The sequence below is a fragment of the Streptomyces sp. NPDC004327 genome (assembly GCF_042873935.1).
In the GTDB taxonomy this organism is placed as follows: Bacteria; Actinomycetota; Actinomycetes; order Streptomycetales; family Streptomycetaceae; genus Streptomyces.
Genome location: NZ_JBIAME010000012.1, coordinates 139,285 through 158,884 on the forward strand (window position 1 = coordinate 139,285; position 19,600 = coordinate 158,884).

Here is a 19,600-nt window from a genome sequence, read left to right on the forward strand (position 1 = left end):
AGCCAGTTCACTCCCCCACCGGGACCACGGGAACGGCGCGCGCGAAGCCGCCGTCCACCATCAGGTTCGCCACCGTCTCCAGCTCCGGCGGATTTCCCGCGAGACGCTGCAGGAACTCGTCGAAGTCCGCGCCACAGGGCAGCAGCAGACGCTCGACGCGCTCGTTCACGCTCCAGCCGGCCGCCGTCGCACCCGCGTCGCGCGCGTCGTCGTACGGGCAGAACCACACCGACCCGACCGCCTCGCCCCGCACCTTCACCGCGAGGATCCCGCCCTGCGCGAACGCCACGCCCAGGTAGTCCTTGGTGAGATGGTCGCGCAGACACTTGTTGACGTAGACGAGGTCATTGATCCCCGCCTCCTCGCGCACCGTGAAGAACGGCTGGTCGACCAGGAGCCCCAGCTCCGCGTCGAGCGCCGTGCCCACCGGGGCGCAGCCGCCCGCGGCCTTCAGGAAGGAGCGGTACGCGCCCGGAAGCCGGTAGCCGAGATCCTCCTCGAGCCCCTGCACCTGCTGCTCCGACACCGACACCACCCGCTTCGGCAGCCCGAAGTGCGCGGGACGGGTCTCCTGCAGCGGACGGGTGCCGCGCTTCGCCTGGTCGACGCCCACCGCCGTCGCGATGCCGCCGTGATGGCGCAGCAGCGCCTTCACCTCGACGGGCACGAGCTCCAGACGGCGCGAGTGCGCCGCGTGGTGCCACGTCCAGCCGTGCGGCGTCGCGACCGCCGGAATCGTGTCCCACAGCTCGTGGCCCGTCGCGGCGAGCGCCGCGTTCGCCGACACGTAATCCGTCAGGCGCAGTTCGTCGACGCCGAAACCCTCCGGCGGATCGGCGATCTCCGCCGCCGCGCGCGCGTACGGAGAGAAGTCCGGGTAGCCGCGCTCGTCCACCCGCACCCCTCGGGGGTGACGGGAGGCCCGGACCGGGTCCGGGAAGTGCACGACCTGCCCGGCGTACGCCGCGTTCGGCGGCGCGGTGTCCTGGCCGAGCCGACCTGTCGTCATGGCGGTTGCCCCCTGAGTGGCTGCTGCTGGCTGCGTCCGGCTTGCTTCTGCCCTGCGGCTTCTGCCCTGCGGCTTCCACCTTCTGGCTTCCGCCCTGCGGCTTCCGCCGACCGGTCCGCACAGCCTATGCGGTGCCACAAGGGCACGATCAGGTCCGCTCCGGCCACCGGTCACTTGGTGACCAACTGTCACGACGGCATGACAGAACCGCCATGGTTCCGACACGCCGATTGCACGTTTCCGCGCCCCAGCTTCCCCATCGGGCACGGCGTTTGGCAGGCTGTTCACGCAACTCGGGGGATTGCAGGAGGGGAAGAACAACACGATGCAAGCAACCGCAACACAGGCACCCATGCCCACTCAGGGTGACCCACGCCTCAGCTGGGGCAGCCACGCCGACACCCGCCGCGCCCCCTTACTGCGACACCGCCGCGACGGCATCCTGCCCACCGTCGGCGCCGCCCTCTCCGTCCGCGGCGAGACCCTCACCTGCACCGCCGCACGCGGCGACCTCGCGCCCGCGCTCCACCCGCTCGTGCAGGACTTCCTCGACACCCTCACCAGCGGCCAGCGCGAACGCTTCACCGGACGCTGCCCCGAGGCCATCCTGCTCTCGCGGCACCTCACCGCCACCGACAACGCCCGCTCCAAGCGCGCCCAGCGCAAGCCGCTCACCCACGGCGAGGCCCGCCGCTCCCTCAAGCACGCCAAACTCACCGCCCGCCGCATCCGCGAGGACGGCGACCCGCTGCACGGCAGCTACGCCGCGCCCTGCCGGTCCTGTACGGCGATGCTCGACCACTTCGGCGTACGCACGGTCGACCCGACCACCCCGACCGCCTCCCCGGAGGCCCCCGAAAACCACGAGAACAGCTGACGACCGCCCCATGACCGACCTCAACACCACCCGATTCCCGGTCAACGTCGACGCCGCCCTGCGCGAAGCCGGCTGGCAGCCAGGCCGCTGGGACATCAAGCTCGCCGAGGAGTGGGCCGACGCCCTGCGCGCCCACGTCTCCCCCGGCGGACACCGGCACGCCGTCTTCCCGGCCATCGTCGAGGCATGGGCCGAGTTCGGCGGCCTGCGGATCACCGCCCCCGGCCACGGCCGCCAGATAGCCCCCGCGACCGTCCGCGTCGACCCCCTCGCCGGCCTCCACCTCGCCCGCACCCTCGGCGACCTCGGCCGCGCCCTCGACACCGAGCTGGCCCCGCTCGGCGAGGAGGTCGAAGGCGGCGAACAGCGCGGCGTACTCGCCATGGACACCGAAGGCCGGGTGTACGGCATCGACCACACCGGCGACTGGTACCTGGGCGCGGACATGGACACGGCACTGGGCGCACTGATCACGGGAACGCAGCCGACGAGGCTGGTGGCGCAGCCGTAGAACCGGGCCGGGGCGGCAAGCCGGGCCGTCAGCCCGGCCGGAACCGTTAGCCCGGGCTGAGCCCATGAGCCTGGGCTGGGACCGTCAGCCCGGACCGGGACCTGAGCCCGGTCATGGACCACAAACCCGGCCGGGCCCGTCAACCTAAGCCGGGTCCGCCACCGGCAGCACCGCGCTGACCCGGAAACCGCCCGCGTCCGTCGGCCCCGACACGAACACGCCACCCAGCCGCGTCACCCGCTCCCGCATGCCGACCAGCCCGTTGCCGCCGCTCGGCAGATGGGCGTCGGCGGCGGTGGCGTCCGACGGGCCGTTCTCCACCTGCATCGCGACCTCCGCGTCACGATGCGCCAGACGTACGACGACCTGGGCGCCCGCCGCGTGCTTGTGCACGTTCGTCAGGGCCTCCTGGACCACGCGGTACGCCGTCCGCTCGACATCGGCACCGTACGGACGGGCGTCACCCATCACCACGAAGTCCACCGCCGCACCCGCCAGGCGCGACTGCTCCACCAGATCCGCCAACGCGTCCAGACACGGCCCGCCGTCCAGCGCGGCCGCCTCCGCGGCAGCCGCCGCGGCCCGGCCGACGGCCGCGAGCGGAACCGCAGGGGCGGCCGGAGCCGCCGGCGCATCCTCACGCAGCACGCCCAGCATCTCCCGCAGCTCCGTCAACGCCTGCCGGCCCATGTCACCGACCAGCGCCGCGTTCCTGACCGCCTTCTGCGGATCCTTCAACGCCACCGCCTGCAACGCCGCCGCGTGCACCACCATCAACGACACCCGGTGCGCCACCACGTCGTGCATCTCCCGAGCGATCCGCCGCCGCTCCTCCTGCCGCGCCCACTGCGCCCGCTGCTCCGCCCGGTCCGCGAGCAGCGACAGCTCCTGCTCCAGACTGTCCGCGCGCTCGCGCAGCGACTCCATGAGCCGGCGGCGGGCGCCTATGTAGAGGCCGAAGAGCAGCGGCGGGGCGTTGAGACCGAGCGTCATGAACAGCGAGACGACCGGCACGTACCAGCCACTCGGATCGAAGTCCGGCGACCCGGCATCGGCCTGCGCGACCTCCGCGCGCATCCGCACCACGGTGACGATGTAGACGGCGACCGTCGACATCCCGGCGAGAGCGGCCGTGAAACGGCGGGGCACGTCGGAAGCGGCCAGCGAGTACAGGCCGACGATCCCCATCAGATAGCCCATCTCGGCGGGCGTGGTCGCGATCGAGACGAGCACGACGGTGATCGGCCACCGCCGCCGCACCAGCAGCACCGACCCGACGACCAGCCCGAACAGCACCCCCACCGGCACCGGCAACGACGCCTGCTGCGCGAACCCGACCCCTTCGATGCCGCACTCCAGCGCGGACACCACGGCCAGCCCGACGTCCAGCACCACGCTGCGCCGTCTCCCCCACCACCACCAGGTACGCGGCACCACCGCGTCCTGGTCTGCCCCCATTGCGGTCATGCCTCCCACCCTACGGGCGCGAGCCACCGATTTTCCCGCCCCTCACCGGCCACCGAGCGGCACCCGTCAACACGCACGGACACCCGTCCTTCGAACGCATGAATCGACAGGGTTTTCGACCCGGACGTCCGCATTCCGGACGACGGTGTTCGCATGACATCCAGCACGAGCAAGTACGCGGACTTCGAGTCTCTGCGCGAGCAGGCGATCGCGTTACGCCGCGAGGGCCTCAGTCGCCGCCAGATCCGCGACCGCATCCACGTCGACAACAACGACCTCCTCAACCGCCTCCTCGAAGGCGAGCCACCGCCCGAGTGGACCCGTCGCCCCAACGCCAAGGACAACCTGCGGGCCCGCGCCCGCGAGCTGCGCCTGGAGGGCAGGACGTACGACCAGATCCAGGTGGAGCTCGGCTGCTCGAAGAGCTCGATCTCGCTCTGGGTACGGGACCTCCCGAAGCCGGAGCGCAAGCGCACCCGGGAGGAGGCGTCGGCACTCGCCCGCAAGGGCTGGGAGACGACGCTGCGCATCCGCGACGAGGAGCGGCAGCAGACCAAGGAGGCCGCGGCACGCGCGGTGGGACCACTCACCGACCGTGAGCTCTTCCTGGTCGGGGTGGCCCTCTACTGGGCCGAGGGCACCAAGGACAAGCCGTACGAGCGCCGCGAGCGGGTCACCTTCGTGAACAGCGACCCGGGAATGATCCGGACCTTCCTCGCCTGGCTCGACCTCATCGGCGTCGACCGGGCACGGCACACGTACCACCTGATGATCCACGAGAGCGCGGACGTCGCCGCCGCCGAGCGCTACTGGGCCGACGTCACCGGCGCCGGCGCCGGCAGATTCGGGAAGACAAGCCTCAAGCGCCACATCTCCACGACCACACGCAAGAACGTCACGGACGCCTACCGGGGCTGCCTGGCCGTACGGGTTCGCGGAAGCGCCGACCTGTACCGTCGCATCGAGGGGGCCTGGTGCGGCATAGTAGGGGCTGCCTCAGCGGCGGTCCGAGAGAATCGGACATAACGCCCATCCCGGGTCGTCTAAGGGCAAGACGTCAGATTTTGGTTCTGATCATGGGGGTTCGAGTCCTCCCCCGGGAGCACGCATGCTCGGTTCGGGTCCCGACCTCCCAGGTCGGGGCCCTTCCTCATACCCCGCCCAGTACCCCCCGGTATCCTTCGGAAGTCCACCACCCGAAGCCGAAGGGCATTCCCGTGAGCGCCAACCGCCCGGCCGCCGTCGTCGTCCTCGCAGCGGGTGAGGGCACCCGCATGAAGTCCAAGACCCCCAAGGTGCTGCACGAGATCGCCGGGCGGTCGCTCGTCGGGCACGTCGTGGCCGCCGCGCGCGAGCTGGAGCCCGAGGACCTGGTCGTGGTCGTGGGGCATGCGCGTGAGCTGGTGACCGCGCACCTCGACGCGCACTGCGCGGGGACGCGGACCGCCGTGCAGGAGCAGCAGAACGGGACCGGGCACGCGGTGCGGATCGCGCTCGAATCGCTGGGGCGGGAGCCCGAGGGGACCGTGGTCGTGGTGTGCGGCGACACGCCGCTGCTGGCCGGCCAGACGCTGAAGGCGCTGGCGGCGACGCACGCGGCGGACGGCAACGCCGTCACCGTGCTGACGGCCGAGGTGCCGGACTCCACCGGCTACGGCCGGATCGTGCGCGACCCGGCGACGGGTGCCGTGACGGAGATCGTGGAGCACAAGGACGCCTCCGACGAGCAGCGGGCGATCAGGGAGATCAACTCCGGCGTCTTCGCGTTCGACGGGAAGCTGCTGGCCGAGGCGCTCGGGCAGGTGCGGACGGACAACAGTCAGGGCGAGGAGTACCTGACGGACGTCCTCGGCATCCTGCGTGGGGCGGGTCACCGGGTGGGTGCCTCCGTGGCCGCCGATCACCGGGAGATCCTGGGGATCAACAACCGGGTGCAGCTGGCCGAGGCCCGTACGCTCCTGAACCGGCGCCTGCTGGAGCGGGCGATGCTCGCGGGCGTGACGGTGGTCGACCCGGCGTCGACGTTCGTGGACGTGACGGTGACGTTCGAGGCGGACGCGACGGTCCTGCCGAACACGATGCTGCTGGGCGCGACGCACGTCGCGGAGGACGCGGTGGTGGGTCCGAACTCGCGGCTGAGGGACACCACGGTGGCCCGGGGCGCGCGGGTGGACAACACGGTGGCGGACTCGGCGCGGGTGGGCGAGGGTGCGAGCGTGGGCCCGTACGCGTACCTGCGTCCGGGGACGGACCTGGGTGCGAAGTCCAAGGCGGGTACGTACGTCGAGATGAAGAACGCGACGATCGGCGAGGGCACGAAGGTTCCCCATCTGTCGTACGTGGGCGACGCGACGATCGGTGAGTACTCGAACATCGGGGCGGCGAGCGTCTTCGTCAACTACGACGGCGAGGCGAAGCACCACACGACGATCGGCTCCCACTGCCGCACCGGTTCGGACAACATGTTTGTGGCACCCATCACGATCGGGGACGGCGCGTACACCGCTGCCGGCTCGGTGATCACGAAGGATGTGCCGCCCGGCTCGCTGGCCGTCGCCCGTGGCCAGCAGCGGAATATCGAGGGTTGGGTGGCCCGTAAGCGGCCCGGCAGTGCCGCTGCTCAGGCCGCCCAGGCCGCGTCCGAGACTTCCGCAGGCGAAAGCTGACCGGAAACGAGTACGTCGAAGTCGGCGTACCGTGATACGTGCACACAAATTCGGCTGGTTCGCACACGCGCACGGGAGCGCGGGGAAGCGCGGCCAGATAACCGTCGAGGAGACAGTGCTGTGACCGGGATCAAGACGACCGGCGAGAAGAAGCTGATGCTCTTCTCCGGCCGCGCCCACCCCGAGCTGGCCGAGGAGGTCGCGCACCAGCTGGGCGTCGGGATCGTTCCGACCAAGGCGTTCGACTTCGCCAACGGTGAGATCTACGTCCGCTTCCAGGAGTCCGCGCGTGGCGCGGACTGCTTCCTGATCCAGAGCCACACGGCTCCGATCAACAAGTGGATCATGGAGCAGCTGATCATGATCGATGCTCTGAAGCGGGCCTCGGCCCGGAGCATCACCGTGATCATCCCGTCGTACGGCTACGCCCGTCAGGACAAGAAGCACCGTGGCCGCGAGCCGATCTCGGCCCGTCTGGTCGCCGATCTGCTGAAGACGGCGGGTGCGGACCGGATCCTGACCGTGGACCTGCACACGGACCAGATCCAGGGCTTCTTCGACGGTCCGGTGGATCACCTGTCGGCGCTGCCGGTCCTGGCGGACTACGTGGGTGCCAAGGTCGACCGCGAGAAGCTGACGATCGTCTCTCCGGACGCCGGTCGCGTGCGTGTGGCGGACCGCTGGTGCGACCGTCTGGACGCGCCGCTGGCGATCGTCCACAAGCGCCGTGACAAGGACGTCGCCAATCAGGTGACGGTTCACGAGGTCGTCGGTGACGTGAAGGGCCGTGTCTGTGTCCTGGTGGACGACATGGTCGACACCGCGGGCACGATCTGCGCGGCTGCGGACGCGCTGTTCGCGCACGGCGCGGAGGACGTCATCGTGACGGCCACGCACGGCATCCTGTCGGGCCCGGCCGCGGACCGTCTGAAGAACTCGAAGGTCAGCGAGTTCGTGTTCACGGACACGCTGCCGGACCCGGGTGCGCTGGACCTGGACAAGATCACGGTGCTGTCGATCGCGCCGACGATCGCGCGCGCGGTGCGTGAGGTGTTCGAGGACGGTTCGGTGACGAGCCTCTTCGAGGAGCACTGAGTCATCCGGTAGAGGGGCCCGCCGGTTCCGTACTTCGTACGGGGCAGGCGGGTCCTTCCCGTTTCCGGGGCGTGATCCATTTGGGCGGGGTGCGGGCTGCCGCTAGACTGTCGTGGTTGCTCGGCGAGGGAGGCCGGATACCCGTTTCGGGTCCGGCGGTCCGTTATCGACGCGCTCTTCGTAGCAGGCCCACGCCAGTCGGGCCGGGTGACAGTCGCATCCGTCACCGCACCACACGAGGAGTGCACATGTCCGAGGTGAAGCTCACCGCGTCCGTCCGCACCGAGTTCGGCAAGGGCGCTGCCCGCCAGCTCCGTCGCGCCGCCCAGGTTCCGGCCGTCCTTTACGGTCACGGCACGGACCCGGTCCACCTGTCGCTGCCGGCCCACGAGACGGGCATGGCGCTGCGTACGCCGAACGTCCTGCTGTCCCTGGACATCGAGGGCAAGGGCTCCGAGCTCGCCATCCCGAAGGCCGTTCAGCGTGACGCGATCAAGGGCTTCCTTGAGCACGTCGACCTGCTTCTGGTCAAGCGTGGCGAGAAGGTCACCGTCGAGGTTCCGGTCGTCGCCGAGGGCGAGCTGGCCGCCGGTGGCAACCTGCTCGAGCACGTCCTGAACACCGTTTCGGTCGAGGCCGAGGCCACCCACCTGCCCGAGTCCGTGACGGTTTCCGTCGAGGGCCTGGAGGCCGGTGCCTCCGTCGCCGCGCAGGACCTGGTCCTGCCGGCCGGCGTGACCCTGGTGACCGAGGGCGACGCCGTCGTCCTGCAGGTCCTGGCCGCGCAGGCCGAGGAGCCGGCCGCCGAGGCCGAGACCGAGGCTGCCGAGGGCGCCGAGGCCTGAGCCGTAGGCTCTGCTTGACGTAGACGGGGTGACGGGCCACGGCCTGTCGCCCCGTTTCCGTCTGCCCGCGCACGGCCGCGCGGAGCATGCGGACGCATTTCGGACGCACACGCACACGTACGCATACGAGGAGACGAGACGCAGATGACGGACGACGCGAACGCCCCCTGGCTGATCGTCGGCCTCGGCAACCCGGGCCCGGAGTACGCGGGCAACCGGCACAACGTGGGCTTCATGGTGGTGGATCTGCTGGCCGAGCGGATCGGCGGCAAGTTCAAGCGGGCGCAGAAGGCGCAGGCGCAGGTGGTCGAGGGGCGGATGGGTCCGCCCGGGCCGGCGAACCGCCGGGTGGTGCTGGCCAAGCCGATGTCGTACATGAATCTCTCGGGCGGCCCGGTGACGGCGCTGCGCGACTTCTACAAGGTGCCGACGGCGCATGTCGTGGCGATCCATGACGAGCTGGACATCGACTACGGGGTGCTGCGTCTGAAGATCGGCGGCGGCGACAACGGGCACAACGGGCTGAAGTCGATGACGAAGTCGATGGGCGCGGAGTATCACCGGGTGCGGTTCGGGATCGGCCGGCCGCCGGGGCGGATGCAGGTGGCGGACTTCGTTCTGAAGGACTTCTCGTCGACGGAGCGCAAGGAGCTGGACTACTTCGTGGACCGGGCGGCGGACGCGGTGGAGTGTCTGGTGGAGGAGGGCCTGGAGCGGGCCCAGTCGGCGTACAACTCCTGACGCCGTCCCCTGGCCCGTTTCCCGTACGACTCCTGACGCCGTCCCCTGGCCCGTTTCCCGTACGACTGTACGATCGCGGGTCATGACGCATGTCCGTAACACCGCCGTGGCCCTCGTCGTCCTGTTCCTCGTCGTCGCGGGGGTGTGGGCGTCGTGGAACACGGCGCAGCACGTCCTGCTGTCGCAGGGGCGCGAGCACGGCACGCTGACGGTGACCGGCTGCAACGAGCAGACGTGCAGTGGGCGTTATGTGCCGGACGATCCGGCGGTGTCGAAGCACCGTGCGCTGTCGATCGCGCACTCGGTGGCGGCGGAGAAGGGCGAGACGCTGCCGGTGGTGGTGAAGCCGGGTACGCAGGAGGCGGTGCGTGCGGGCTGGGGTGGTGGGCTGCACGCGTGGCTGCCGCTGGGCGGGGCGCTGTTGCTGGCGGCGCCGCTGGTCGGGGGCGGGATGCGGATGGTGCGGACGGCGTGGTGGTTCGCGGGGGTGGGGGCGGCGGTGCTGCTGGCCGCGTTCTTCGCACTCTGATGCTTTCCGGACGTGATGGCGTGATCCGTTCGAATCGTTATCCACCCATGGTAAGGGTGACTTAAAGCGACGGATAGGCTGCCCCCGCCACCTCCCACGGCAATTTCTCATCTCTCATCAGATGGACAGCAGCCATATGCGACGCACCCTCATATCCGCAGCCACGGTCGTCAGCACCGTCACCGCTGCCTCCCTGCTGCTCGCCCCGGTCGCCTCTGCCAGCGGCAAGCCCCAGGGCGACAACGGCACCGTGAAGATCCACGATGCCAAGACGGGCGAAGAGCTCATGAAGAACGAGCCGCACGTCTGCATCTTCTACCTCGACGGTTTCAAGTTCGACGGCGCTCAGAAGGTCGACTGGACGATCGAGGGCCAGGCCCCGACCAAGGACCTGAAGGGCACCAAGGGTTCGCTGGTGCTCGACGGCACGGGCCACGAGCGCACGGCCGACCTCACCCTTCCGGAGGGCCACTACAAGCTCTTCTGGAAGTTCGACAACGAGAACGGCAAGGCCAAGCACAAGGTCTTCTGGGTCGACTGCGAGGGCAACGGTCCGGGCAAGCCCGGCGAGCCCACGCCGACCAAGCCCGGCACCGAGCCCACCACGCCCGGCACCGAGCCGACCACGCCGGGCACCGAGCCCACGACGCCCGGTACGGAGCCCACCACTCCGGGCACCGAGCCGACCAAGCCCGGTGAGACGCCCGGCTCCTCCGAGTCGCCCTCGCCGTCCGCCAGCACGCCGGCCGGCACCACCAACGGTGGCGCCAACAGCGGTTCGACCGGCGGCGACAAGGGCAACCTGGCCGAGACCGGTTCCAGCGCCCCCGTCGGCATCCTCGCCGGTGTCGCCGTGGCCCTCGCGGCCGCCGGCGCGTTCCTGGTGAGCCGCCGCCGCAAGGCGCAGCAGCACTGACCCAGCGCGACGGCATGACGGCATGACGACGGTGCCCCCGTGGAGAACCACGGGGGCACCGTCTTGTCGTACGGGCCGTCAGCCGGTGTTGCGCAGGCCCGCCGCCACGCCGTTCACGGTGAGCAGCAGGGCGCGCGCGAGCAGCGGGTCCGGCTCCTCGCCCCGCTCGGCGGCGGAGCGCTGGCGGGCGAGGAGGGCGACCTGGAGGTAGGAGATCGGGTCCAGGTAGGCGTCGCGGATGGCGAAGGTCTGCTGGAGGACCGGGTTGGAGTCGAGCAGCCGCTCGCCGCCGGTGACCTTGAGGACCTCGGCGACGGTGAGCGCGTGCTCGGCCTGGATGTCCTCGAAGACGTGCTTGAGCTCGTCGGGCACGAGCGTGTCGACGTAGTGGCCGGCGATCCGCAGGTCCGTCTTGGCCAGCGTCATCTCGACGTTGGAGAGGAAGTTGCGGAAGAAGCCCCAGCGTTCGTACATCTCGCCGAGGACGGCGTCGAGGCCGGCCTCGCGCAGCGCCTTCAGGCCGGAGCCGACGCCGAACCAGCCGGGGACGATCTGGCGGGACTGGGTCCAGCCGAACACCCACGGGATGGCGCGCAGTCCGTCGAGCCCGGCGCCGCTGTCGGGGCGGCGCGAGGGGCGCGAGCCGAGGTGCAGGTCGGCGAGCTGGTCGACGGGGGTGGAGGCGAAGAAGTAGGCGGGCAGGTCGGGGTCCTCGACCAGGCGCCGGTAGGCCGAGTGGGCGGCGTCGGAGACGGTGTCCATGGCCGCGTCCCAGCGGGCCAGGGCCTCGTCGGACTGGCGGGGCGCGGTGTGCAGCGCGGACGCCTGGAGGGTGGCCGCGACGGTGAGTTCGAGGTTCTCCCGGGCCAGCGACGGGATGAGGTACTTGTCGGAGATGACCTCGCCCTGCTCGGTCACCTTGATCTCGCCCTCCAGGGTGCCCCAGGGCTGGGCGAGGATGGCGTCGTGCGAGGGGCCGCCGCCGCGGCCGACGGTGCCGCCGCGGCCGTGGAAGAGGCGCAGCCGTACGCCGTGGCGGTGGGCGACGTCGCGCAGCCGGCGCTGTGCGCGGTGGATCTCCCACTGGGAGGTGGTGATGCCGCCGAACTTGGAGGAGTCGGAGTAGCCGAGCATGACCTCCTGGACGTCGCCGCGCAGCGAGACGAGGCGCCGGTAGGAGGGGTCGGCGAGCATGTCGTTGAGGATGACGTCGGCGGCCTTGAGCTCGTCGGTGGTCTCCAGGAGCGGCACGATGCCGATCCTGGCCCAGCCGGCGTGCAGGTCGATCAGGCCGGCCTCGCGGGCGAGGACGGTGGCGGCGAAGACGTCGTCGGCGCCCTGGCACATCGAGATGATGTAGGACTCGATGACCTCGGGGCCGAAGCGCTCGAAGGCTTCCTTGACGGTCCCGAAGACGCCGAGGGTCTTGGCGCCGGCGTCGTCGAGCGGCGCCGGGGTCGGGGCGAGCGGCCGCCGCGAGCGCAGTTCCTTGGCGAGCAGCTTCTGCCGGTACTCGCGCGGCATGTCGGCGTAGCGCCAGGACTCCTCGCCGAGCCGGTCGAAGAGCTGGCCGAGGGCGTGGTGGTGGGCGTCGGCGTGCTCGCGGACGTCCATGGTGGCGAGCTGGAGGCCGAAGGCGGCCAGGGTGCGGATGGTGGTGTCCATCCGGCCGTCGGCGAAGAGGCCGCCGCGGTGCTCGCGCAGCGAGGTCTGGATCAGGGTGAGGTCGCGGAGCAGCTCGGCGGTGCCGAGGTAGTCGCGGCCCTCCTGGTGGGGGGTGCCGGCCGCGAGGCGCTCGCGGGTGTTGAGGAGCTTCTGGCGGACGCAGGTGACCTTGAGCCGGTAGGGCTCCTCGGCGTTGAGGCGCTTGTAGCGGGGGCTGATCTCGGGCAGCCGCTCCAGGTCCAGCTGGAGGGAGTCGAGGAGTTCCTCGGTCGCGCCGGCGTAGCGGATGGAGTTGGACAGGAGGCTGCGGAGGAAGTCGACGAGCTCCAGGGCGTCGGTGATGCCGTGCTCGTGCTGGAGGATCAGGACGTCCCAGGTGACCTGCGGGGTGACGTTGGGGTTGCCGTCGCGGTCGCCGCCGATCCAGGTGCCGAAGGTGAGCGGGCGGGTGCCGGCGGGCAGCTCGTAGCCGACGCGCTCCAGTTCGGCGGCGAGGTCCTCCAGGACGTCGCCGACGGCGTTCGCGTGCAGCTCGTCGAGGTAGTAGATGGCGTTGCGGGCCTCGTCGGCGGGCTCGGGCCGGACGACGCGGAGTTCGTCGGTCTGCCAGATCAGGTCGATGTTCTCGGCGAGCCGCAGGTCGTGGCGGCGCCGGTCGGCCTCGATGACCGGGGTCTCCAGGAGGGCGGCGATCCGGCGGAGCTTGTTGAGGACGGAGCGCCGGGCGGCCTCGGTGGGGTGGGCGGTGAAGACCGGCCGTACGTTGAGGTTCCTGATCGTCTCGCGGACGTGGGCGGGGTCGCCGTCCTTGAGCATGTCGGCGGTGCGGGCGAGCAGGCCGCCCTCGGCGGCGCGCTTCTCGCGCATCTCGCGGCCGCGGTGGACCTGCTCGGTGACGTTCGCGAGGTGGAAGTAGGTGGAGAACGCCCGGACGAGCCGGGCGGCGGTCTCCAGCTCGACGCCGCGCAGCAGCTCGGCCGCGGCCTCACCGTCCTCGCGGGTGAGGTGGCGGACCTTCTCGACGAGCTCCAGGAGCTCGGGGCCCTCCTGGCGGACGAGCGTCTCGCCGAGGAGATCGCCCAGTCGGCGGATGTCGGAGCGCAGCTCGGCGCTGGCGGTGGAGGTCTGGTCGGCACTGCTCACAGGTGCGGCTCCTTGCAGTGTTTGAGCACGTCTGGAGGGGTACTGGAGGCTTGCGGACCGCGCTGTCCGACGCACCCAGGATAGGTGTCCGGCTTCGCGGCGCGGGCCACGCCCCGGCTTTGGCGCTCTTGCCGCGGGCCGGGGCGCTGCCATACTTACGTCGCCGTAGGTTACGGAAGCGTAGCCAAGGGCCTCCTTTCCGTTACGCACCCTCGCCCTCACCCCCCAGGGGACACCCATGACCACAAGCCCCGAGGTGACCTCGGAGTCCGCGCGACCCGAGGTGCTCGACACCCCCGGCACCCCCGGCACCCAGGCGATGCCCTCCGCCACCCTCGGCGGTGACAACAAGCGTTCGATCGAGCAGATCACGCTGCTGCTGTTCATCACGGTGCCCTTCCTGGCGCTGGTCGCGGCGGTGCCGCTGGCCTGGGGCTGGGGGGTGAGCTGGCTGGATCTGGGGCTGATGACGGCGATGTACTACATCGGCTGCCACGGGATCACGATCGGCTTCCACCGCTACTTCACGCACGGCTCGTTCAAGGCGAAGCGTCCGCTGCGGATCGCGCTGGCGGTCATGGGGTCGCTGGCGGTCGAGGGGCCGCTGGTGCGCTGGGTGGCGGACCACCGCAAGCACCACAAGTTCTCCGACGCCGAGGGCGACCCGCACTCTCCGTGGCGGTTCGGCGAGACGGTGCCGGCCCTGATGAAGGGGCTGTGGTGGGCGCACATCGGCTGGATGTTCGACGAGGAGCAGACGCCGCAGCACAAGTACGCGCCCGATCTGATCAAGGACCCGGCGATCCGGGCGATCTCCCGCCAGTTCGTGCTGTGGACGGTCGTCTCGCTGGCGATCCCGCCGGTCGTGGGCGGTCTGGTGACGATGTCGTGGTGGGGCGCGTTCACCGCGTTCTTCTGGGGCTCGCTGGTCCGGGTGGCGCTGCTGCACCACGTGACGTGGTCGATCAACTCGATCTGTCACGCGGTCGGCAAGCGCCCCTTCAAGTCGCGTGACCGCTCCGGCAACGTGTGGTGGCTGGCGGTGCTGTCCTGCGGCGAGTCCTGGCACAACCTGCACCACGCGGACCCGACGTCGGCCCGGCACGGGGTGCTGCGCGGCCAGGTCGACTCCAGCGCCCGTCTGATCCGCTGGTTCGAGCAGCTGGGCTGGGCGTCCGACGTGCGCTGGCCGGGCAAGGAGCGGATCGACGCCCGGCGCCGGGATGTCGCCGCCGACGCGGCATGATGGAAGACGTGGCGATCGACGGCATTTCCAGCAGCACGAGCGAGCAGAAGCCCCGGCGTGGCCGCCGGGTGAGGATGACGGGCGCGCAGCGCCGAGAACAGCTCCTCGACATCGGTCGCACGCTCTTCGCGGAGAAGGGCTTCGAAGGCACGTCCGTGGAGGAGATCGCGGCGAAGGCCGGGGTGTCCAAGCCGGTGGTGTACGAGCACTTCGGCGGCAAGGAGGGCCTGTACGCGGTCGTGGTCGACCGGGAGATGCGCCAGCTGCTCGACATGGTGACGGGCGCGCTGACCGCGGGCCATCCGCGCGAGCTCCTGGAGCAGGCGGCCTTCGCGCTCCTCGACTACATCGAGCGCTACACGGACGGTTTCCGGATCCTGGTCCGGGATTCGCCGGTCGCCCAGTCGACGGGCACGTTCGCGTCGCTGATCAGCGACATCGCCACGCAGGTGGAGGACATCCTGGGCCTGGAGTTCAAGGCCCGGGGCTTCGACCCGAAGCTGGCGCCGCTGTACGCGCAGGCGCTGGTCGGCAGCGTGGCGCTGACCGGGCAGTGGTGGCTGGACGTCCGCAAGCCGAAGAAGGCGGAGGTGGCCGCGCATCTGGTGAACCTGGCGTGGCACGGCCTGGACGGTCTGGAGCAGAAGCCGCGCCTGATAGGCCACCGCAAGAACTGAGGCCGCGAGAACCGAGCCGGCAAGAACCGAGGCCGCGGGCTCCGGGGCCGGGGACGGGGGCGTCGCACGAAGACCGTGCGGCGCCCCCGTCCCCGTATCACTCCTCGGGCTCCACGGGCTCCACCGGCTCCAGGAACTCCAGCCGGTTGCCGACGGGATCCTCGGAGTAGAACCGCCGGTGGCCCGGCAGGTTGTCGTCCCAGACGACGGCGCCGCCGGCCCTCGCCACGCGCGCGGCGAACGCGTCGATCCCCCGTACCCGCAGCCCGGGATGCGCCTTCCGGGCGGGCCGGAAGTCGGCTTCCACGCCCACGTGGAGCTGCACGGCCCCGGCGGCGAACCAGCAGCCGCCTCTGGCGGCGAGCACCGGGGGTTTGGGTATCTCGGTCATGCCGAGCACGCCGCCGTAGTACGAGCGCAGCAGCGGTTCGCTGCCGACGGGGGCGGCGAGCTGGACGTGGTCGACGGCTACTAACATCAGGCGGCCTTCCTGGCGACGGCGAAGATGCGGCGGAACGGGAACACGGTGCCGTGCGGGCCCTGCGGGTAGTACTCGCGCAGGCGCTCGCGGTACTGGGCGAGGAACCGCTCGACGGCCGCCCGGTCGTGCCGGAGCGCGGTGAGCACGGGCCGCAGGGCGGTGCCCTTGACCCAGTCGAGGACCGGGTCCTCGCCCTGGAGCAGCTGGTGGTACGTGGTCTCCCAGACGTCGGTCGCGCAGCCGAGGTCGGTGAGCCGCTGGAGGTACTCGGCGGGTTCGAGGATGTGGACGAAGCGCCGGCCCTGGTCGCCGACGCGGTCGCGCCACTCGGGCGCGGCGCACAGCTCGCCGAGCAGGGCGTGGCTGGGCGAGGTGAAGTTGCCGGGGACCTGGAAGGCGAGGGTGCCGCCGGGCCGCAGGCCGTCGATCCAGGGCGCGAAGGACTCGGGGTGGTTGGGCACCCACTGGAGGGCGGCGTTGGAGACGATCAGGTCGTAGGCGTCGTCGGGCGTCCAGTGGGCCGCGTCGGCCGACCGGAAGTCGAGCCAGCCGCCGCCCCTGGTGGTGCCGGCCCAGTCCTTCTCGGCCCGCTCCAGCATCTCGGGGGAGAGGTCGAATCCGGTGATGTGGGCGTCGGGCCAGCGGTCGGCCAGCAGGACGGTGACGTTGCCGGGGCCGCAGCCGAGGTCGGCGATGCGGGCGGGCCGGTCCTGGGCGGGGAGTTGCGCTATTCGGGCGAGCAGGTCGAGGAACGGCCGGGTGCGGTGTTCCGAGTGACGCAGGTACTGCTGTGGGTCCCACGTTGGTGCCGGCGAGTCCACGGAATGCATGTTCGAAGCCCCCTTGCTGGAACGAGTTGCCGAAGCGGAACGGAGTTCCGGCCCGGTCCCTTCCCCATAGTCAAGAAGACTATATCTCGACATCAAGACTCTTGACCACGAGCTTCTTGACACCAAGAGACTTTACGTCAACAGACCCTCTACACTGATCGTCATGGAGGACGAGGTCGACCGACTGGTCGCTGCATGGCGCCGCGAGCGCCCGGACCTCGACGTGGAACCGCTCGAGGTGCTCAGCCGTGTCTCACGCCTGGCCCGGCACCTCGACCGCGCCCGTCGGCTCGCGTTCTCCGAGCACCAGCTGGAGCCCTGGGAGTTCGACGTCCTGACCTCCCTGCGCCGGGCCGGCGCGCCCTACCAGCTCTCCCCCGGCCAGCTGCTCACGCAGACCCTGGTCACCTCGGGCACGATGACCAACCGGATCGACCGGCTCACCAAGAAGGGCCTGGTCGAGCGGCTGCCCGACCCCAGCGACCGGCGCGGCGTGCTCGTCCGGCTCACGCCCGAGGGCCGCGACCGCGCCGACCAGGCGCTGGCCGGCCTGCTCGCGCAGGAGCGGGCCATCCTCTCCAGGCTCAGCCACACCCAGCGCGGCGAACTGGCGGACCTGCTACGCCAGTTGACCGCCCCGTTCGACAACATCCCCGGCTAGGGCCGGTCCGGCGGATCAGGGTCGGACAGGCCGCGGCGTCTGGTGCGGTGCACGGCAAGGCGCCGGAGTGCCCCAAGGAGCTATTCCGGCATTTCGGCAACGCGGCCGGGCGCCGTGCCAGGCGTCGCGGCCCCGGCCATGATCCGCCGGCCAGGCCCTGGCGCGTCCACCGGCCCGACCCCGGCCCGCCGGGCCAGGGCGACGGCGGCCAGCGTCGAGTGGACCCCGAGCTTCCCCAGCACGTTCTGCATGTGCGTCCGCACGGTGTGCGGCGAGAGGAACAGCCGCTCGGCGACCGCCTTCCGCCCCAGCCCGGCCACCATGCAGCGCAGCACCTCGCGCTCCCGCGGCGTCAGCGACTCCACGAGCCGCTCGCTCTCCGTACGGTGCCGCCGCGCCTCCGTCAGCTCCCGCAGCACCCCGGTCAGCAGCGCGGGCGGCAGATGCGTCTCGTCCCGCAGCACCCCGCGCACGACGGCGAGCAGCCGCTGCAGCGAGCAGTCCTTGGCGACCCAGCCCCAGGCGCCGGCCTGCAGGGCGAGCGCGGCCCGGTGGGCGTCGTCCTTCTCGGCGACGACGACGATCCGCAGCTGCGGCCGCCCCTCCCTCAGCTCGGCCACCAGCGGGACGCCGTCGCCGTCCCCCAGGTCACCGTCGAGGAGCACGACGTCGAAGCGCCGACCCTCGCCCGCCGCACGGTCCAGGCAGCGCAGGGCGGCGGCACCACTGCCCGCCGCGGCGACCTCGACATCGGGCTCGGCGGCCAGGGCGGCGGCGAGCGACTCGGCGAAGACACGGTGGTCGTCCACCACCAGGACCCGGATACGGGCCACGGACACCCCCAACTGTTCGAGGAACGGCCCGGCGCGGGCACGACGCCAGGGGCAGGAACCGTCGGTTCACGGCCGCCGCCGTGCAAGGACAGTTACCCCGCCCCGGGCGCCGTACCCGGCGGGTCTCGATACCCCTGATCAGCACCGGCCCCCACCGGTGCTGCGACCAGAGTAGGGGCGGCCGGGCGCCGAGGAGGGGAAAACGCGGATCTCCACCGGCAGTCGGCGTGAACCGAACGGCGGCGGGAGCCGTGCGGGGGCGTCAGCCCAGCCGCCGCGCCCCGCCCGACGGTACGGCGGTGAAGACGCCCGGCTCCGCGTGACCGGCCTCGCGGAAGGCGGCCCGCACCGCACCGGCAACCGCGTCCGCCGCGTCCGCGTCGACCAGCACCACCGCGGACCCCCCGAAGCCGCCCCCGGTCATCCGCGCCCCCAGCGCCCCCGCCCCGACCGCCGCCGCGACCGCGAGGTCCAGCTCGGGGCAGGAGACCCGCAGGTCGTCCCGCAGGGAGGCGTGGCCCTCGACGAGCACGGCGCCCACGGCCCGTACGTCCCCGGCGTCGAGCAGCGCGATGGTCCGCGCCACCCGGTCGTTGTCCGAAACGACGTGCCGGACATAGCGGCGAACCGTTTCGTCGCTCAAACGCCCGAGCGCATCGGACAGTTGCGCGGCATCCACCTCGCGCAGCGCGCGCACCCCGAGCGCCCGCGCACCGGCCTCGCACCCGGCGCGCCGCTCCGCGTACGCGCCGTCCCCGAGCGCGTGCTTCACCCGGGTGTCGACGACGAGGAGCCGCAGCCCGACGGCGGCCAGGTCGAAGGGCACCTGGCGGTACGACAGGTCGCGCGTGTCGAGGAAGAGGGCGTGCCCGTCCTCGGCGCACGCGGAGGCCATCTGGTCCATCACGCCGCACGGCACGCCGACGAAGGCGTTCTCGGCGCGCTGGGCCAGCAGCGCCAGCCGCGGCCGGGTCAGCCCGAGCCCGTACAGGTCGTTCAGGGCGAGGGCCGTGACGACCTCGAGCGCGGCCGACGAGGAGAGCCCGGCGCCGGTGGGCACGGTGGAGGCCAGGTGGACGTCGGCGCCGCCGACCGCGTGCCCGGCCTCGCGCAGTGCCCAGACCACGCCGGCGGGGTACGCGGCCCAGCCGTCGACGCCCCCGGGCTTCAGGGCGTCCGCGCCGAGCTCGACGACCGGACCGTCGACGTCGCGGGAGTGCAGCCGCAGGATCCCGTCGTCGCGGCGGGACACCGCGGCGACGGCGGTGTGCGGCAGGGCCAGCGGGAGCACGAAGCCCTCGTTGAAGTCGGTGTACTCGCCGATCAGGTTGACCCGTCCGGGAGCGGCCCAGACCCCGTCGGGAGCGTGCCCGTACAGCTCGCCGAACTCCGCCGCGACACCACTCAT

General features: G+C 71.4%; 19 protein-coding genes and 1 tRNA gene. 13 read left to right on the plus strand and 7 right to left on the minus strand.

Translation table 11 applies throughout. From position 1 onward, the window contains the following. Nucleotides 1-7 precede the first annotated feature (7 nt). The gene (locus ACFYU9_RS33980) at nucleotides 8-1,009 is read right to left on the minus strand and encodes an HNH endonuclease (RefSeq protein ID WP_389215690.1); all 1,002 of its coding nucleotides are present in this window, start codon (nucleotides 1,007-1,009) and stop codon (nucleotides 8-10) included. A gap of 352 nt (nucleotides 1,010-1,361) precedes the next feature. On the opposite strand from ACFYU9_RS33980, the gene ACFYU9_RS33985 reads away from it, so the two are divergent. Both ACFYU9_RS33985 and ACFYU9_RS33990 read left to right on the plus strand, forming a co-directional pair. Beyond that, entirely contained in the window at nucleotides 1,362-1,886 is a 525-nt protein-coding gene (locus tag ACFYU9_RS33985) for a YwqJ-related putative deaminase (RefSeq protein ID WP_389347398.1), read from the plus strand. A gap of 10 nt (nucleotides 1,887-1,896) precedes the next feature. Further along, on the plus strand, nucleotides 1,897-2,397 hold the full coding sequence (locus tag ACFYU9_RS33990; RefSeq protein WP_389347400.1) for an SUKH-3 domain-containing protein: 501 nt from the start codon (nucleotides 1,897-1,899) through the stop codon (nucleotides 2,395-2,397). A 144-nt stretch (nucleotides 2,398-2,541) separates the two neighbouring features. On the opposite strand, the gene ACFYU9_RS33995 is transcribed toward ACFYU9_RS33990, so the two are convergent. Then, the gene (locus ACFYU9_RS33995; protein ID WP_389215681.1) at nucleotides 2,542-3,864 is read right to left on the minus strand and encodes a sensor histidine kinase; all 1,323 of its coding nucleotides are present in this window, start codon (nucleotides 3,862-3,864) and stop codon (nucleotides 2,542-2,544) included. A gap of 153 nt (nucleotides 3,865-4,017) precedes the next feature. Between ACFYU9_RS33995 and ACFYU9_RS34000 the strand changes: the two genes are divergently transcribed. From ACFYU9_RS34000 to ACFYU9_RS34035, 8 genes are all read left to right on the plus strand, one after another. Then, a complete protein-coding gene (locus tag ACFYU9_RS34000; RefSeq protein ID WP_389347402.1) occupies nucleotides 4,018-4,890 on the plus strand; it encodes a hypothetical protein in 873 nt (290 codons plus the stop codon). Nucleotides 4,891-4,896: 6 nt separating this feature from the next. Continuing rightward, nucleotides 4,897-4,967 (plus strand) — tRNA-Gln (locus ACFYU9_RS34005). A gap of 114 nt (nucleotides 4,968-5,081) precedes the next feature. Continuing rightward, on the plus strand, nucleotides 5,082-6,530 hold the full coding sequence (gene glmU, locus ACFYU9_RS34010; RefSeq protein ID WP_389215675.1) for a bifunctional UDP-N-acetylglucosamine diphosphorylase/glucosamine-1-phosphate N-acetyltransferase GlmU: 1,449 nt from the start codon (nucleotides 5,082-5,084) through the stop codon (nucleotides 6,528-6,530). 120 nt (nucleotides 6,531-6,650) lie between these two features. Continuing rightward, nucleotides 6,651-7,625 (plus strand): ribose-phosphate diphosphokinase, encoded by a 975-nt coding sequence (locus tag ACFYU9_RS34015; RefSeq protein ID WP_389215672.1) that lies wholly within the window; start codon nucleotides 6,651-6,653, stop codon nucleotides 7,623-7,625. Between the two features lie 248 nt (nucleotides 7,626-7,873). After that, nucleotides 7,874-8,470, plus strand: a complete 597-nt coding sequence (locus tag ACFYU9_RS34020) for a 50S ribosomal protein L25/general stress protein Ctc (protein ID WP_389215669.1) — start codon at nucleotides 7,874-7,876, stop codon at nucleotides 8,468-8,470. 144 nt (nucleotides 8,471-8,614) lie between these two features. After that, entirely contained in the window at nucleotides 8,615-9,211 is a 597-nt protein-coding gene (pth, locus tag ACFYU9_RS34025; protein WP_389215666.1) for an aminoacyl-tRNA hydrolase, read from the plus strand. Nucleotides 9,212-9,293: 82 nt separating this feature from the next. Next, nucleotides 9,294-9,740, plus strand: a complete 447-nt coding sequence (locus ACFYU9_RS34030) for a hypothetical protein (protein ID WP_389215663.1) — start codon at nucleotides 9,294-9,296, stop codon at nucleotides 9,738-9,740. 136 nt (nucleotides 9,741-9,876) lie between these two features. Continuing rightward, nucleotides 9,877-10,656 (plus strand): LPXTG cell wall anchor domain-containing protein, encoded by a 780-nt coding sequence (locus tag ACFYU9_RS34035; protein WP_389347404.1) that lies wholly within the window; start codon nucleotides 9,877-9,879, stop codon nucleotides 10,654-10,656. 78 nt (nucleotides 10,657-10,734) lie between these two features. Here the strand turns inward: ACFYU9_RS34035 and ppc are convergent, their stop codons facing one another. Beyond that, entirely contained in the window at nucleotides 10,735-13,464 is a 2,730-nt protein-coding gene (gene ppc / locus ACFYU9_RS34040; protein WP_389347406.1) for a phosphoenolpyruvate carboxylase, read from the minus strand. A 238-nt stretch (nucleotides 13,465-13,702) separates the two neighbouring features. Between ppc and ACFYU9_RS34045 the strand changes: the two genes are divergently transcribed. Both ACFYU9_RS34045 and ACFYU9_RS34050 read left to right on the plus strand, forming a co-directional pair. Next, nucleotides 13,703-14,710, plus strand: a complete 1,008-nt coding sequence (locus ACFYU9_RS34045) for an acyl-CoA desaturase (protein ID WP_389215654.1) — start codon at nucleotides 13,703-13,705, stop codon at nucleotides 14,708-14,710. Further along, the gene (locus ACFYU9_RS34050) at nucleotides 14,710-15,387 is read left to right on the plus strand and encodes a TetR/AcrR family transcriptional regulator (protein WP_389216057.1); all 678 of its coding nucleotides are present in this window, start codon (nucleotides 14,710-14,712) and stop codon (nucleotides 15,385-15,387) included. Before ACFYU9_RS34045 ends, ACFYU9_RS34050 begins: the two co-directional genes overlap by 1 nt. 97 nt (nucleotides 15,388-15,484) lie before the next feature. Here ACFYU9_RS34050 and ACFYU9_RS34055 read toward each other — a convergent pair whose 3' ends face one another. Next, nucleotides 15,485-15,865, minus strand: coding sequence for a glyoxalase (locus tag ACFYU9_RS34055; protein ID WP_389347408.1), 381 nt, complete (start codon nucleotides 15,863-15,865; stop codon nucleotides 15,485-15,487). Next, nucleotides 15,865-16,698, minus strand: a complete 834-nt coding sequence (locus ACFYU9_RS34060; protein ID WP_389215648.1) for a trans-aconitate 2-methyltransferase — start codon at nucleotides 16,696-16,698, stop codon at nucleotides 15,865-15,867. Before ACFYU9_RS34060 ends, ACFYU9_RS34055 begins: the two co-directional genes overlap by 1 nt. A 163-nt stretch (nucleotides 16,699-16,861) precedes the next feature. On the opposite strand from ACFYU9_RS34060, the gene ACFYU9_RS34065 reads away from it, so the two are divergent. Beyond that, complete coding sequence (locus ACFYU9_RS34065; protein WP_389215645.1) at nucleotides 16,862-17,359, plus strand: MarR family winged helix-turn-helix transcriptional regulator; 498 nt, start codon at nucleotides 16,862-16,864, stop codon at nucleotides 17,357-17,359. An 80-nt stretch (nucleotides 17,360-17,439) separates the two neighbouring features. Here the strand turns inward: ACFYU9_RS34065 and ACFYU9_RS34070 are convergent, their stop codons facing one another. After that, nucleotides 17,440-18,204 (minus strand): response regulator, encoded by a 765-nt coding sequence (locus tag ACFYU9_RS34070; protein ID WP_389215642.1) that lies wholly within the window; start codon nucleotides 18,202-18,204, stop codon nucleotides 17,440-17,442. A gap of 250 nt (nucleotides 18,205-18,454) precedes the next feature. Next, on the minus strand, nucleotides 18,455-19,600 hold the full coding sequence (galK, locus tag ACFYU9_RS34075) for a galactokinase (RefSeq protein WP_389347410.1): 1,146 nt from the start codon (nucleotides 19,598-19,600) through the stop codon (nucleotides 18,455-18,457).

Coding starts and splice junctions, on each gene's coding strand:
- ACFYU9_RS33980 (WP_389215690.1), bottom strand. CDS start 1,009: ATGACGACAGGTCGGCTCGGCCAGGACACCGCGCCGCCGAACGCGGCG.
- ACFYU9_RS33985 (WP_389347398.1), top strand. CDS start 1,362: ATGCCCACTCAGGGTGACCCACGCCTCAGCTGGGGCAGCCACGCCGAC.
- ACFYU9_RS33990 (WP_389347400.1), top strand. CDS start 1,897: ATGACCGACCTCAACACCACCCGATTCCCGGTCAACGTCGACGCCGCC.
- ACFYU9_RS33995 (WP_389215681.1), bottom strand. CDS start 3,864: ATGACCGCAATGGGGGCAGACCAGGACGCGGTGGTGCCGCGTACCTGG.
- ACFYU9_RS34000 (WP_389347402.1), top strand. CDS start 4,018: ATGACATCCAGCACGAGCAAGTACGCGGACTTCGAGTCTCTGCGCGAG.
- ACFYU9_RS34020 (WP_389215669.1), top strand. CDS start 7,874: ATGTCCGAGGTGAAGCTCACCGCGTCCGTCCGCACCGAGTTCGGCAAG.
- pth (WP_389215666.1), top strand. CDS start 8,615: ATGACGGACGACGCGAACGCCCCCTGGCTGATCGTCGGCCTCGGCAAC.
- ACFYU9_RS34030 (WP_389215663.1), top strand. CDS start 9,294: ATGACGCATGTCCGTAACACCGCCGTGGCCCTCGTCGTCCTGTTCCTC.
- ACFYU9_RS34035 (WP_389347404.1), top strand. CDS start 9,877: ATGCGACGCACCCTCATATCCGCAGCCACGGTCGTCAGCACCGTCACC.
- ACFYU9_RS34045 (WP_389215654.1), top strand. CDS start 13,703: ATGACCACAAGCCCCGAGGTGACCTCGGAGTCCGCGCGACCCGAGGTG.
- ACFYU9_RS34050 (WP_389216057.1), top strand. CDS start 14,710: ATGGAAGACGTGGCGATCGACGGCATTTCCAGCAGCACGAGCGAGCAG.
- ACFYU9_RS34055 (WP_389347408.1), bottom strand. CDS start 15,865: ATGTTAGTAGCCGTCGACCACGTCCAGCTCGCCGCCCCCGTCGGCAGC.
- ACFYU9_RS34060 (WP_389215648.1), bottom strand. CDS start 16,698: ATGCATTCCGTGGACTCGCCGGCACCAACGTGGGACCCACAGCAGTAC.
- ACFYU9_RS34065 (WP_389215645.1), top strand. CDS start 16,862: ATGGAGGACGAGGTCGACCGACTGGTCGCTGCATGGCGCCGCGAGCGC.
- galK (WP_389347410.1), bottom strand. CDS start 19,600: ATGAGTGGTGTCGCGGCGGAGTTCGGCGAGCTGTACGGGCACGCTCCC.